Genomic DNA, 13,796 nt, shown 5'->3' on the forward strand with positions numbered 1-13,796 from the left:
CTTCGGCGTCACCGGCTCGTACGGCGTAGGTTGTCCGCGTCGACCACGGCCTCGCGATCCATCTCCCGGCCGACCGACCACCTGGGAACCTTGATGTCCACGGTCCCCGGCGGTGAGCACGAATACGCCGCACCGCGGCCGTACAGCTCGCGCTGCGTGTCGCAGTCGCGTTTGTAGTCGATCCAGCCCCGGGCACCGATGTCCCGCAGCTCCGTGAGGATCCGGCGCAGGTCGTCGAGATCGCGGTAGTCGCGTGTGTAGACGCAGGCCCTGCTGTGGTCCTTCAGCACCTTGGCCCCGATGCCGAGGTCCCCCTCAATCGTGGCGCTGCGGATTCGCTCCCACAGCTCCGGCGTGAGCTCCTTGGGCATCCACTTCCCGGTGACCTCGTTGCCGAACTCGTCGAAGTCCTCGTTGGCGTCGTCGGGCGCGCGGACGCGGTCGATCCATCCCAAGCTGTTCAGCTCCTCCAAGCCGGCTCGGACGGCGGGCGGGTCAGCGGTCACGGTGCCTCATTGAGCTTCTTCAGCCCGGCCACTGATCGGGTGACGAAGCGAAACCCGTAACAGGCGAGGCCCTCGGACTGTTGAGCGAGATGTCTCACGTCTCAACTCGTCAGTCAGAGGGCCTCGTTGGTTACCTATCCTTGCGTACTGGACCTACTGCACGCACTCGTGGAGTGGGTCACCATGCTCATCGTCACCCAGGAGGGTGACCGCCACTGCAAGCTTCGTCCGTCAGGACGAGCCCTGGTAGCGCTGGTCTACCTGCGCGAGCACACCACCCTCGCCAAGATCGCCGCAGGCTTCCAGATCAGCGAAGCCACCGCCCACGCCTACGTACACAGTGTGACGGAGCTCCTCGCCACCAAGGCTCCGTCCCTGACCCGAGCGCTTCGCAAAGCCAAGCCCGAGTACGTCCTGGTGGACGGCACGATCGCCGAATGCAACCGCGTCGGAGATAGCCGAGCAGACTACTCCGGCAAGGCCAGACGCCACGGAGTGAACATCCAAGCCGTCACCGATCCAACCGGCGAGGTGCTCTGGTACTCGCCCGCACTGCCCGGCCGAACAGTGGACATCACCGCGGCGCGGACCCACCACATCATCACAGTGTGTCAGCGATTGAAGATCCCGACCTTGGCGGACAAGGCATACGTAGGAGCCGGCGGAACCGTATACACACCGTTCAAACAGCACAGCGGCCGCGAGTTGACAGTGAGCCCTTTCCAACCTGACGTTCCGGTCCGGCAGTTGGGCTGACAACATGGTGAGGCCCCTGGTAGATGGGTTTTCGACCAAGAGAACCGGCTCCGCCAGAGGCTTCACGTGCTTGTTTACCCGTCGGGCGTCGACGTGTCCAGCTCTGCCCTGCGCTTCCTCACCCAGCAGTTGCGACGGCATCGCCACGAAATCGGCTCGCGTTGGCGGCGCCTGAGCGCTGGCCGCCAGGCCCTGCTCACTCTCGCCCACCTGAAAGTGGGCCACACGTATGCCCAGCTCGCGGCAGGGTTCGGCGTCGGAACCACGACGGCCTACCGCGCTACGTCACCGAGACTGTCGAGCTCCTGACCATCCTCGCCCCCAGCCTTCACCGACGCGGTGCGCACCGCGTCGGTGAAGGCATATCTGATCCTGGACGGCACGCTCCTGCCGATCGACCGCATTGCCGCGGACCGCCCGTTCTACTCCGGCAAGCACAAGAAACACGGGATGAACGTGCAGGTCCTCGCTGACCCCTTCGGTCGGCTGCTGTGGGCCTCACCCGCGCTGCCTGGCGCTGTCCACGATGTCCGCGCAGCCCGTGAACACGGCATCGTCGACGCCTTGGCCGAGGTCGGGATCAAGTGCTTGGCAGACAAAGGCTACCGGGGTGCCGGCGGCACCATCCGCATCCCGTACTGGGGCCGATGGGAGACCCTTTCCGCAGGCCAGAAGGCGGTGAACCGGTCCCACGCGAAGATCCGAGCGCTCGTCGAGCAGGCCATCGCAACCCTCAAGACCTGGCGCCTTCTTCGCAAACTGCGGTGCTCGACCACTCGGATCACCAAACTCGTCCAGACCGTCCTCACCCTCCAATTGACCAGCCCAGAGTGAGGATGGAAAACGCTCAGTGATGGGACCTTTGGCCGGGCTCCTATGAAGTCACAGACGCCCGACCGGCCACGTGCGCAGCAGCATCGCCCGGCGGGCCCGACGGTTCCAGCAAAGGACAGCCGAAGCGTCAGTCAGACGGAGAGTCAGACCTCCGGGCGATGCCATCTACATCCTCACTGTCAGACGGCACAACGTCACTTGGCGAACCGTCCGGGCCGCCCTTGACGGCCTCGAACCCCGTCCCCGCAAACCTCAGCCCCGTCGACCGACCGTCATCGATCCCGTCCAACACCTCATCGACTCCATGATCGAATCCGGTCACAGCCGCCCCAGAGACATCTGGGTGAAGCTCATGGATGAGCACGAGACCTCGATCTCATACGGCACTATCAGGCTCTACGTCCAGAACCGGGCGCCTCGATGCCCACACTGCGGGGCTTCCTTGCCAACCAACAAAGTCCGCCCAGGCCACGAACCCGCAGTCGACTAACTTCATTGTCGAAGGTCAGCGGTGCAGGTCAGCGACCGCGAATTCTTGTGTCCGCCAGTGCACGGGTTCTGCTGACCGCCACCGGGGGCCAATTCGTGGCCATTGACACCGGACGCAACCTGCGCTGGATCGCCCAAGTCCGAGCAGCCGACCTGCCCCATTGAGGTTCCCCCGAGATGCGGAAGATGGTGACAGAGGGTCAGATGGTTCTCATGAGAGGAACATCGACCATGGCTGCCCCCAGGAAGTACTCGCTGGAGTTGCGCGAGCGTGCGGTGCGGATGTACCGGACCTCCGACCCGAAGCCCCAGATCAAGCGACTGGCTATCGAGCTCGGCGTGCATCCCGAGGCCCTGCGCGGCTGGATCCGGCAGGCCGAGGCCGATGCCGGCGAGCGGGACGACCGGCTGACCAGCGACGAACGCGTCGAACTCGCCGCGCTTCGCAAGGAGAACGCCCAGCTCAAGCGCGCGAACGAAGTTCTGCGGACGGCCTCGGCTTTTTTCGCGGCGCAACTCGACCCGACCCGGCCCAGGTGACGGGGCTCCTCGACGAGCACCCTGACCTGGGAGTCGAGTGCGTCCTGCGGGAACTGCACATCGCCTCCTCCACCTACTACCGCTGGCGCCGCGCCGAGAAGCAGCCGTGCGAGCGGCGGCGTCGCGACGTCGAGCTGACCGAGCGGATCAAGGAGATCCACACCGAGTCCGGCGGGATCTACGGCTCTCCGCGCGTGCATGCCGTGCTGAAACGCGAGGGCACACGCGTGGGCCGCAAGCGGGTCGAGCGCCTGATGCGCGAGGCCGACCTGGCGGGCATCAGCCCGCGCCGCACAGGCTTCACGCGCCGGGATCCGAAGGCCACACTCGCCCCGGACCTGGTCAACCGGGACTTCACCGCACCGGCGCCGAACCGGCTGTGGGTCACCGACCTGACGATGATCTCGACCGGCGAGGGCCCGCTGTGGCTGTCGGCGATCCGGGACGCGTTCTCCCGCCGGGTGGTGGCCTGGGAGACCTCCGCCCGCGCGGACGCCGACCTGGTCCTGACCACGCTGGAGTACGCCCTCGCGTCCCGCGAGGTCGAGCCCGGCAAGCTCATCCACCATGCCGACCACGGCTGTCAGTACACATCCATCAAGCTCACAACTCGCCTGCTGCGGGCAGGAGTTGACGCGTCCATGGGCTCCGTCGGGGACAGCCACGACAACGCCCTCGCGGAGAACCTGTGGATGCTGATCAAGACCGAGTGCGTGCGCGGCCGCGTCTTCGCCACACGTGCCGAGGCGAACCTCGCGCTCTTCGAGTACACAGACGGCTTCTATAACTCCCGCCGCACCCAGGAACGACTCGGCTTCCTCAGCCCGATCGAATTCGAGGAGAAGTACTACGCCGAGCAGGCAACGGCCGAACGAGCGAACCTGAAACCCCGTCAACCCCTCCTGACCAGCTGATCAGCGCCTCCCGAACGACGGGGGAACCTCAGTACTAGGAGTCCGGGAAAGCCGGTCACATGGGGAAGGGCGACAGCGTGATGGCAGCAGGACTGCTGTCGGGGAGGAACGTTGTTGAATAACGACGCGCCGTCGACAACTTGGCCGGGGAGTATGACGGCCGAGCGGCGGGTACTCGATCACCAGATCAAGCTGCACCGATGGGCAAGGAATGAACCGGACCGCCGGTTCGATGATGTATTCAACTTGATCTGCGACCGGGCCACTTTGGTAGTGGCCTGGGAGCGGGTGGCTGGCAACCGGGGTGCCAGGACAGCAGGCGTGGACGCGGTCACCCGCTACCACGTCGAAGAACGCCAGGGAGTTATTCCGTTCCTGGAGGAGCTTCGCTCCTCACTAAAGGACGGCTCCTTCACCGCATTGCCGGTCAAGCAGGCAGTGATTCCCAAGAAGAACGGCAAAGTCCGTTACCTGGGTATCCCGACCCTGCGTGATCGTGTCGCGCAGATGGCGCTCAAGCTGATTCTGGAGCCGATCTTCGAGGTCGATTTCTACCCGTCCAGTTACGGGTATCGGCCTGGTCGTCGAGCTCAGGATGCCATCGCCGAGATTCACCACTTCACCTGCAAGCCGTCGACCTACGAGTGGGTCATCGAGGGCGACATCAAGGCTTGCTTCGACAACGTCGACCATCACGCCCTGATGGACCTGGTGGCCGAGCGCGTCAAGGACCGCAAGGTCCTGCGGCTGGTCAGCGCATTTCTGCGGGCTGGGGTTGTCGAGATGCACGGCGGATTCGCGGAGACCCTCACGGGCACTCCGCAAGGAGGAGTCGCCTCCCCGCTGCTGGCCAACATCTATCTCTCGGTCCTGGACCGGCATTTCTCGCGGATCTGGGACACGGAGATGACCCCGCCCTGGCGTCGGCAATACTGGCGCCGGATGGGGCGGCCGAACTTCCGGCTCGTGCGTTACGCCGACGACTTCATCGTGCTCGTGCACGGGACGAGGTCAGAGGCCGAAGCGCTTAAAGCGGAGATCGGCGAGCTGCTGGCCAGAAGGCTGAAGATGACTCTCTCGGTCGAGAAGACCCACATCACCCACATCGGCGACGGATTCGTTTTCCTCGGATTCCACATCCAGCGGAGAGCCTGGGGTGACGGTCGTCGTGTCGTGCTCACCATTCCGTCCAAGCAAGCCTTGGCGTCGGTGATGCACAAGATCAAGAAACTGACGGGGCGGAGCACGACATCGCTCTCGTTGGAGGAGGTGTTGCGGACGGTCAACCCGGTCCTTCGGGGATGGGCTGCCTATTTCCGCTACGGCGCATCCAAGAAGACGTTCTCATACCTCGGCTGGTACGCGTGGTGGAGACTGATCCATTGGATTCGCTACAAGCATCCCCATGTGACCTGGAAACAGTTGCGCCGCCGCTACTACGGGGCGGACCGCATCGCTGAGGGCGGGCTCGTCCTCTACAACCCGGCGAAGATGCGGGTCGAGCGTTACCGCTTCCGCGGAGCGAAGATCAGCACGCGCCACAACATCGACGAGGTCAATCCGGACGGGGCGCGTTCCGCCGGACCAGCCACGACGATGTGGCCTTCGTCGGCCAGGTCAGCGAATACCTCGCCTGACTCATCGGATCACGTGGAGAGCCGGATGCTCGGCCAACGGGCACGTCCGGTTCGGCGGGCGGGGATGGGAAAACCGACACCGGGAACGGTGCACGGCGTCCCGTCCCCGACCCAACACATCCCCTTCGAATCGGAGTAACTGGATAGGTCCTGGGCGTCGTTGATCTCCGGGTGGCTTGCGGGTCCGGGCGTCAGGGTGTGGCGGGTGTCCAGGGGCTGCCGCGCATGGCGGTGATGAGGACGTCGAGGGTTCTCTGGCCGTGGCGGTGGGCGGTGGCGAGGTAGGTTCGGATCGTCGCGAAGTCGCGGGCTCCTCGCAGGGTGCGGAGGCAACCGGAGACCTTGATCCTGAGTTCCGCCATGTGGATGGTCTGTTCGGCGGGGTTGTTGTCGAAGGGCAGGGCCGGGTCGTGTGTCCAGCGCAGGTAGTCGTCCCAGCGGCGGTGCAGGCGCTTGAAGAGGGCGTGGTGCTTGGCCTCGGCCTTCGAAGCGCCGCGCCACCGCCAACTCCGCCCGCAGCTCTACCACCAGGGCGGCGAGCTCCTCATACGACAGCAAGCGGTCATCGACAGGTACAACCCCCAGACAACATCAAACCCGGCATCAAGATCAAACCGAGCACCGACGACCCATCCAGTTACCTGCTCCATTCTGGTTACATGTCTCACTATCCAAGTAGCAACTGAGGGAATTTCTCCTCTTATCGGATGATTCAACCTGCAATTTCACCTAAGACTGGGCAAGCTGACCGTCGTAGAGCAGACCAAAAACTGTCACATGGGAGACGATCCATGCGTTCATTGATCAGTGCTGTTATTTTGGGTGTTTGTGTTCTGACTTCCGGGGCTATTGCTGTGCCAGCTGTCGCGGCGCCCCACGCGAGCGAGCTCACCAGCGCCATCAGGTCCATGACCATGGGATGCCGTCCCAATGCGTGCGACCGTGACTTCGGGCACGGGCGAGACAACGACCATGACTACGGGAGCGTCCCGGACAACGACCGTGACTACGGGAGCGTCCCGGACAACGACCGTGACTACGGGAGCGTCCCGGACAACGACCGTGACTTCGGGCACGGGCGAGACAACGTGCACGCGAAGAACGGACATGGCGGCATGGGATTTAATCAAAAACAGACGGTCGTAGTAGTGAAGAACCGCGACCACAAGCCCTGTAAGTGCGTCCTTCGGTAGGTGATGCGATGGTGCGGGCATGGCTCCCGATCACGGAGGCGTTGATGCTTCGTGATCGTCGGGGCTGTGCCCGCAAGCGCCATTGACTGAACCTCTTTCTGGAGTTGCCCCGGTCTGGCAGACACAAGGGGCGCGGGGTGCGAACGGGCGGATGGTCTTGCTCGGCGGCGTCAGGCCGCTGCGACCTGGAGCGCAGCGACGTAGGGCCAGACGCGGTCGGTCTCGCTCTGGCCGACGATGATGCTGCCGCTCTCGATCCACGCGTGTGCGCCCTGCGAGGCGCCAATTCGGCACTTTGACATGATGATGCAGTCATGGTGTTGTTGAGTCATGTTGTACGAGACTCCGGCGCTGGACGCCGACGACCACCGCGTCCTGACGGAGATCGAGGAGATGCGGCACACGCTGCGGCATCAGCTGCGTACGCAGCCGCGGTGGTCGGGGCAACTGCGGCGAAACCTGACGGCGCGGGCGATCGCGGGATCGAACACGATCGAGGGCTACGCCGCGACCGTGGACGACGTCGAGGCGCTGATGGCCGGCGAGGAGCCACTGGAAACCGCTGACCGCACCCGGGTGGAGCTGGAGGGCTACCAGCGGGCGATGACCTTCATCCAGACTCTGGCCGATGCCGGGCCGGACTTCCGGTATGACGCGGGCCTGCTGGGCGGCCTGCACTTCATGCTCCAGGGACACCACCTGGACAAGCGCCCGGGCCGCTGGCGGGATGGACCGGTCTATGTCACCAGCCCCGACGACCCGCTCGTGCCCGCCTACACCGCCCCCGACTCCGAACACGTTCCGGGGTTGATGGCGGAGCTGATCGACTGGCTCAACGACGGCGACCTGAACGCGCCCGTGCATATGCGGGCGTCGATGGCGCACCTGAACCTGGTCAACGTCCACCCGTGGAAGGAGGGGAACGGGCGCATGTCCCGCGCCGTGTCCACGCTGGTCTTCGCCCGTGAGGCCGAGCAGATGCTGCCGCCGGAATTCTCCAGCATCGAGGAGTGGCTGGGCCGCGGGCAGAACACCTACGCCTACTACCAAGTCCTCCAGCAGGTCGGCGGCCCGCGCTGGAGTCCCGAGCGCGACACGCATCCGTGGATCCGGTTCTGCCTCGGCGCCCACCACCGCCAAGCCCAGCAGGCCCAGCGCCGCACCGACCTGCTCGCCCGCGCCTGGATCCACCTGGGCGAGACCGCCACCGCCGACGGCTTGGACGAACGCGTCGTCTACGCCCTGCTGCCTGCCTTCTGGGGCTCGAAGGTCCGCCGCACCGTCTACCAGCAGGACGCCGACCTCTCCGACCAGCAGGCCATCCGCGACATCCGCGACCTGGTCCGCATCGGCTGGCTGACCCCGCACGGCCAGGCCCGCGCCCGCCACTACGGCCCCGGCCCGCGCCTGGAAGCAGCCCAGCAGGCGGTCCGCCAGTCCCTGGAGCCGTTCGCCGACCCCTACCAGCGCAACTGACTGAGGTTCCCCCGAGATGCGGAGGATGGTGACAGAGGGTCAGATGGTTCTCATGAGAGGAACATCGACCATGGCTGCCCCCAGGAAGTACTCGCTGGAGTTGCGCGAGCGTGCGGTGCGGATGTACCGGACCTCCGACCCGAAGCCCCAGATCAAGCGACTGGCTATCGAGCTCGGCGTGCATCCCGAGGCCCTGCGCGGCTGGATCCGGCAGGCCGAGGCCGATGCCGGCGAGCGGGACGACCGGCTGACCAGCGACGAACGCGTCGAACTCGCCGCGCTTCGCAAGGAGAACGCCCAGCTCAAGCGCGCGAACGAAGTTCTGCGGACGGCCTCGGCTTTTTTCGCGGCGCAACTCGACCCGACCCGGCCCAGGTGACGGGGCTCCTCGACGAGCACCCTGACCTGGGAGTCGAGTGCGTCCTGCGGGAACTGCACATCGCCTCCTCCACCTACTACCGCTGGCGCCGCGCCGAGAAGCAGCCGTGCGAGCGGCGGCGTCGCGACGTCGAGCTGACCGAGCGGATCAAGGAGATCCACACCGAGTCCGGCGGGATCTACGGCTCTCCGCGCGTGCATGCCGTGCTGAAACGCGAGGGCACACGCGTGGGCCGCAAGCGGGTCGAGCGCCTGATGCGCGAGGCCGACCTGGCGGGCATCAGCCCGCGCCGCACAGGCTTCACGCGCCGGGATCCGAAGGCCACACTCGCCCCGGACCTGGTCAACCGGGACTTCACCGCACCGGCGCCGAACCGGCTGTGGGTCACCGACCTGACGATGATCTCGACCGGCGAGGGCCCGCTGTGGCTGTCGGCGATCCGGGACGCGTTCTCCCGCCGGGTGGTGGCCTGGGAGACCTCCGCCCGCGCGGACGCCGACCTGGTCCTGACCACGCTGGAGTACGCCCTCGCGTCCCGCGAGGTCGAGCCCGGCAAGCTCATCCACCATGCCGACCACGGCTGTCAGTACACATCCATCAAGCTCACAACTCGCCTGCTGCGGGCAGGAGTTGACGCGTCCATGGGCTCCGTCGGGGACAGCCACGACAACGCCCTCGCGGAGAACCTGTGGATGCTGATCAAGACCGAGTGCGTGCGCGGCCGCGTCTTCGCCACACGTGCCGAGGCGAACCTCGCGCTCTTCGAGTACACAGACGGCTTCTATAACTCCCGCCGCACCCAGGAACGACTCGGCTTCCCCAGCCCGATCGAATTCGAGGAGAAGTACTACGCCGAGCAGGCAACGGCCGAACGAGCGAACCTGAAACCCCGTCAACCCCTCCTGACCAGCTGATCAGCGCCTCCCGAACGACGGGGGAACCTCAGTACTAGGAGCCGGGTGAGGGCGGTGTGGCGGCCTGGGCCGGTGGGCCAGGTGTAGTGCAGGTCCAGGCGACGGTGCCGGACGGACAGCTCTACGTGTTCGACGGTGGGGGTGGCGGCCGCGGGCAGGTGCAGTGACAGGGTGCGGGTGTAGACGTCCGGCTGGTAGGTGGGGACGAGCCAGCCGCCGAGTGCGAGCAGGTACCACAGGAAGTTGGCGATCTCACCGGCCAGGATGTTTCGCCCGGCATGCTCGAAGTCGAGCCAACACGCGCCTGCGGCGCTGTCGGCGATGTTGGGCTCAGTCGGGTCGCCCTGGGTGAGGGCGGAGACCCACTGAGCGTTTTCCATCCTCACTCTGGGCTGGTCAATTGGAGGGTGAGGACGGTCTGGACGAGTTTGGTGATCCGAGTGGTCGAGCACCGCAGTTTGCGAAGAAGGCGCCAGGTCTTGAGGGTTGCGATGGCCTGCTCGACGAGCGCTCGGATCTTCGCGTGGGACCGGTTCACCGCCTTCTGGCCTGCGGAAAGGGTCTCCCATCGGCCCCAGTACGGGATGCGGATGGTGCCGCCGGCACCCCGGTAGCCTTTGTCTGCCAAGCACTTGATCCCGACCTCGGCCAAGGCGTCGACGATGCCGTGTTCACGGGCTGCGCGGACATCGTGGACAGCGCCAGGCAGCGCGGGTGAGGCCCACAGCAGCCGACCGAAGGGGTCAGCGAGGACCTGCACGTTCATCCCGTGTTTCTTGTGCTTGCCGGAGTAGAACGGGCGGTCCGCGGCAATGCGGTCGATCGGCAGGAGCGTGCCGTCCAGGATCAGATATGCCTTCACCGACGCGGTGCGCACCGCGTCGGTGAAGGCTGGGGGCGAGGATGGTCAGGAGCTCGACAGTCTCGGTGACGTAGCGCGGTAGGCCGTCGTGGTTCCGACGCCGAACCCTGCCGCGAGCTGGGCATACGTGTGGCCCACTTTCAGGTGGGCGAGAGTGAGCAGGGCCTGGCGGCCAGCGCTCAGGCGCCGCCAACGCGAGCCGATTTCGTGGCGATGCCGTCGCAACTGCTGGGTGAGGAAGCGCAGGGCAGAGCTGGACACGTCGACGCCCGACGGGTAAACAAGCACGTGAAGCCTCTGGCGGAGCCGGTTCTCTTGGTCGAAAACCCATCTACCAGGGGCCTCACCATGTTGTCAGCCCAACTGCCGGACCGGAACGTCAGGTTGGAAAGGGCTTAGTGCACCGAAACCCTCAACACCCGGACCAGGAAGGCCATTTGGCTCGAAGAATCGCCGCCTGACCGCCCGGCATGACGTGGGCAGAGTCCTCGCCACCGGCGAGGCGTTCAGCCGCCCCGCCCACCACAAAGTCGGTACGAAACCGCGTCGAACTGGATAAACGACAAGCTCAGGTGAAGCGGTTCAGGATGCAGTCGTCTACTGCTGGTCCAGAACGGCCTTCATGACCGCCTTGGCGATCGGCGCACCCAGCCGCCCGCCCGCGATGTCCGAGCGGGAGATGTTTATGTCCTTGGGGTCGACGAGAACGGCGACGGCAACCGGGGAGGACCCGTCCTTGAGCTTGGCGTAGGAGACGAACCAGGCGTAGGGAAGCTCGTCGCGGACGTCGGCACCGTGCTGGGCGGTGCCCGGCTTGCCGCCGACCGTGACGCCGTCGATGCGCACCTTGTCCCCGGTGCCGTCGGTCACCGTGTACTCCATCATCTCCTGCACCTTCTTCGCGGTGTTCTCGGAGACGGCCTGGTTCAGCACCTCGGGCTCGGTCTTCTCGATGGTGGACAGGTCGGCGCCGCGCAGTTCCTCGACCATGTACGGCTTCATTACCTTGCCGTTGTTGGCCAGTCCTGCGGTGACCATGGCCATCTGGAGCGGTGTACTGGCCAGGCTGCCCTGTCCCATGCCGGTCAGCGCGGTCTGCGACTTGTCCAGCTTGTCGGGGTAGGCACCGGCGACGGCGCGCACGGGCGTAAACTGCTCCTTGTTGAAGCCGAACTTCTCGGCCGTCTCCCGCATCTTGTCCCTGCCTGTCTTGAGCGCTGCGTCGAGGAAGACGTTGTTGCACGACCACTGCATGCCGATTTTCATCGAGACGCGGTCACACTGGGCGTCGGGGACAACGCTGCCAACCTTCGTCGTGCTGAGCGGAAGCTGGTAGGGGGACGGTGCTCCGGAGGAGGCGTTGATGTCGGTGACGGCACCGCTCTCGAGCGCGGCTGCCGCTGTGAGGATCTTGAAGGTGGATCCGGGCGGGTAGGTCTCGCGGATGGCGCGGTTGCTCAGCGGCTTGTTCTTGTCCTTGTCCAGCTTCTGGAACCTCTCTCCTTCCTTGGCGGAGATGCCAGCGAAGGCGGAAGGGTCGTAGGATGGCGTGCTCGCCATGGCGAGGATCCTGCCGGTGCGCGGGTCCAGGGCGACCACGGCGCCCTGGGCGTTCAGATCCGTCAGCCCCTTGTAGGCGGCCTTCTGCGCCGCCGGGTCGATCGTGGTGACGACGTCGCCGCCCCGGGGCTTCCTACCGGTCAGCGCGTCCAGCGGCCCGGTGTACAGTCGGTCGTCCTTGCCGCTCAACAGGTCACTGTAAACGCCTTCCAGGAAGGTCGCGCCTTGCGCCTGGGAGAAGTAGCCCGTGATCGGCGCGTACACCGGGCCGTCCTTGAAGACCCGCTTGTACAGGAAGTCCGAGCCGGGCGTCGCCTCAGAACCGGTGATGGCCTCCCCTCCGACAATGATGTCGCCGCGAGGCTGGGAGAACGCCTCGATCTGCACCCGCCGGTTGTGCGGATCGTCGGCCAGGGTGCCGCCTTTGACGAACTGCACCCAAGTGGCCCGGAGGAAGAGTGCCATCACCATGACCCCGCAGAAGACGGCTACGTGTTTGATCGGTCTGTTCATCGTTGTCCCGTCGAGGTCGTGCGGTGGGTACGGTCGAGGTGGGCCCGCGCGGTACGGGACAAGTGTCGGGGTGCCATGACGGATCGGCGGGCACGTCGGAGAGGCTGCGGACGATGGGCCCTGCCGTAGCGCCACCGGTCTTCCCTTGCTCGACGACGCACGCGATGGCGACGTTGTCGCGACGAGCCACGATCCAGCTGTTGTTGGGAGCGTCCTCGGTGACCTCAGCGGTGCCGGTCTTTGCTCCGAAGCCACCGGGCAGGCCGTCCGGGACCTTCGCCCGTGCCGTCGGTGACCGTGGCGCGCATCATCTCCTTCAGCCGGTCGACCGCGTTCTGCGGGAGCTTGGACGTCGGCGTGTCCTTGTTCCCGCGCGTGATCGTGGGCTGGCGGAACGTGCCCTAGGCCCTAGGCCGCAGTGGCCGTGGCGGATGCAATGATCAGTGAGTTGGTCAGCACCCGGCCCTGCCCGATCATCGAGGCCGCCTTCTCCATCTCGTCGCGCGGTGCTGAAACGGTGGCAACCCTCTGGTTGCCTTCACGTTTTTTCAAGGGATTGCCACCTTCGGTTGAGTACGACACGAACTGGCCAGGTTGGTCAGTAAAATCTCCGGAAAGCGGATGTTCTCTGACTGAGACTGGACTACATGACCAGCTCGCCGACAGTATGAAAGTGAAGCATTGACGTCACGCAGCAGCTATAGGCTTAGGTTGACTGTTAAATTCAGGAGTCGACAGGGTACTGATCTTTGACGGCGCGTTTGATGATCTGGCCTTGTTCGGCATACCGTGTGTATGGGGATTCTAACTCGCAGGCGGTTGGGGGCAGTTGAGGTCGAGCGGCGGCGTATGCGGGCAGCTGATTTATTCGAACAAGGGATACGGCAGAGCGGGGTCGCGGGCATGCTCGGGGTGACGCCGCAGGCGGTCAGCCTGTGGCGTCGGGTCTGGGCCGAGGGCGGTCGGGAGGCTCTGCTGTCGAAGGGTCGGGCGGCAGCTCGTACTTGAGCGCCGGGCAGGAAGCGGAGCTGGAGGACTTGCTGCGGGCTGGTCCGATGGCGCACGGCTGGGAGGACCAGCGGTGGACGCTGGCGCGGATCGGCCGGCTGATCGAGGAGCGGTTCCACGTCACGTATGAGTTCCCTGTCAAGTCAGCGTGTTGAGATCTTGGAGGCCCCGGAGGGGCCGGATGCTGGGTTGGGCGGGGGCGCCGGAGGCGCTCC

The 13,796-nt window shown here is 65.5% G+C and carries 13 protein-coding genes and 5 pseudogenes; 11 read left to right on the forward strand and 7 right to left on the reverse strand.

What is annotated here, in order from left to right:
* Positions 1–8: 8 nt before the first annotated feature.
* Positions 9–506 carry a putative phosphothreonine lyase domain-containing protein gene (locus PV796_RS41750; RefSeq protein WP_274919635.1) on the reverse strand — a complete coding sequence of 166 codons (498 nt, stop codon included), beginning with the start codon at positions 504–506 and terminating at the stop codon, positions 9–11.
* 126 nt (positions 507–632) lie between these two features.
* Between PV796_RS41750 and PV796_RS41755 the strand changes: the two are divergent.
* The 5 genes and pseudogenes from PV796_RS41755 to ltrA form a co-directional block, all read left to right on the forward strand.
* Positions 633–1,223 (forward strand): annotated as a pseudogene (locus PV796_RS41755) (transposase family protein); the annotation flags it as partial.
* A 105-nt stretch (positions 1,224–1,328) separates the two neighbouring features.
* Positions 1,329–2,096: pseudogene (locus PV796_RS41760) on the forward strand (IS5 family transposase).
* Positions 2,097–2,816: 720 nt separating this feature from the next.
* Complete coding sequence (locus PV796_RS41765) at positions 2,817–3,125, forward strand: transposase (protein ID WP_274919483.1); 309 nt, start codon at positions 2,817–2,819, stop codon at positions 3,123–3,125.
* A complete protein-coding gene (locus PV796_RS41770) occupies positions 3,122–4,039 on the forward strand; it encodes an IS3 family transposase (protein ID WP_274919486.1) in 918 nt (305 codons plus the stop codon). The genes PV796_RS41765 and PV796_RS41770 overlap by 4 nt, the downstream gene beginning before the upstream one ends.
* Before the next feature lie 114 nt (positions 4,040–4,153).
* Positions 4,154–5,815 (forward strand): group II intron reverse transcriptase/maturase, encoded by a 1,662-nt coding sequence (gene ltrA, locus PV796_RS41775; RefSeq protein ID WP_342456989.1) that lies wholly within the window; start codon positions 4,154–4,156, stop codon positions 5,813–5,815.
* 52 nt (positions 5,816–5,867) lie between these two features.
* On the opposite strand, the pseudogene PV796_RS41780 reads toward ltrA, so the two are convergent.
* A pseudogene (locus tag PV796_RS41780) lies at positions 5,868–6,149 on the reverse strand (IS66 family transposase); the annotation flags it as partial.
* 890 nt (positions 6,150–7,039) lie between these two features.
* The gene (locus tag PV796_RS41785; protein WP_274919636.1) at positions 7,040–7,171 is read right to left on the reverse strand and encodes a hypothetical protein; all 132 of its coding nucleotides are present in this window, start codon (positions 7,169–7,171) and stop codon (positions 7,040–7,042) included.
* 28 nt (positions 7,172–7,199) lie between these two features.
* On the opposite strand from PV796_RS41785, the gene PV796_RS41790 reads away from it, so the two are divergent.
* The 3 genes from PV796_RS41790 (at position 7,200) to PV796_RS41800 (ending at position 9,638) form a co-directional block, all read left to right on the forward strand.
* Positions 7,200–8,345, forward strand: coding sequence for a Fic family protein (locus PV796_RS41790; protein ID WP_274919637.1), 1,146 nt, complete (start codon positions 7,200–7,202; stop codon positions 8,343–8,345).
* Between the two features lie 70 nt (positions 8,346–8,415).
* On the forward strand, positions 8,416–8,724 hold the full coding sequence (locus tag PV796_RS41795) for a transposase (protein WP_274919483.1): 309 nt from the start codon (positions 8,416–8,418) through the stop codon (positions 8,722–8,724).
* Positions 8,721–9,638: an IS3 family transposase gene (locus PV796_RS41800; protein ID WP_274919602.1), complete on the forward strand. Its 918-nt coding sequence runs from the start codon at positions 8,721–8,723 to the stop codon at positions 9,636–9,638. Before PV796_RS41795 ends, PV796_RS41800 begins: the two co-directional genes overlap by 4 nt.
* Here PV796_RS41800 and PV796_RS41805 read toward each other — a convergent pair.
* Positions 9,617–10,018, reverse strand: a complete 402-nt coding sequence (locus PV796_RS41805) for a hypothetical protein (RefSeq protein ID WP_274919638.1) — start codon at positions 10,016–10,018, stop codon at positions 9,617–9,619. The genes PV796_RS41800 and PV796_RS41805 overlap by 22 nt on opposite strands.
* Before the next feature lie 2 nt (positions 10,019–10,020).
* Positions 10,021–10,788 (reverse strand): annotated as a pseudogene (locus PV796_RS41810) (IS5 family transposase).
* Positions 10,789–10,900: 112 nt separating this feature from the next.
* On the opposite strand from PV796_RS41810, the pseudogene PV796_RS42155 reads away from it, so the two are divergent.
* A pseudogene (locus PV796_RS42155) lies at positions 10,901–11,059 on the forward strand (NF041680 family putative transposase); the annotation flags it as partial.
* A 38-nt stretch (positions 11,060–11,097) separates the two neighbouring features.
* Here the strand turns inward: PV796_RS42155 and PV796_RS41815 are convergent.
* Both PV796_RS41815 and PV796_RS42160 read right to left on the reverse strand, forming a co-directional pair.
* Complete coding sequence (locus tag PV796_RS41815) at positions 11,098–12,573, reverse strand: peptidoglycan D,D-transpeptidase FtsI family protein (protein WP_274919639.1); 1,476 nt, start codon at positions 12,571–12,573, stop codon at positions 11,098–11,100.
* 408 nt (positions 12,574–12,981) lie between these two features.
* Positions 12,982–13,125, reverse strand: coding sequence for a hypothetical protein (locus tag PV796_RS42160; protein WP_342456990.1), 144 nt, complete (start codon positions 13,123–13,125; stop codon positions 12,982–12,984).
* A 297-nt stretch (positions 13,126–13,422) separates the two neighbouring features.
* Between PV796_RS42160 and PV796_RS42625 the strand changes: the two genes are divergently transcribed.
* Together PV796_RS42625 and PV796_RS41825 are read left to right on the forward strand one after the other, a co-directional pair.
* A complete protein-coding gene (locus tag PV796_RS42625; RefSeq protein WP_274919519.1) occupies positions 13,423–13,581 on the forward strand; it encodes a helix-turn-helix domain-containing protein in 159 nt (52 codons plus the stop codon).
* Positions 13,578–13,736: a winged helix-turn-helix domain-containing protein gene (locus PV796_RS41825; RefSeq protein ID WP_274919640.1), complete on the forward strand. Its 159-nt coding sequence runs from the start codon at positions 13,578–13,580 to the stop codon at positions 13,734–13,736. Before PV796_RS42625 ends, PV796_RS41825 begins: the two co-directional genes overlap by 4 nt.
* Positions 13,737–13,796 lie beyond the last annotated feature (60 nt).

It is taken from the genome of Streptomyces sp. WZ-12, from assembly GCF_028898845.1.
GTDB lineage: Bacteria > Actinomycetota > Actinomycetes > Streptomycetales > Streptomycetaceae > Streptomyces.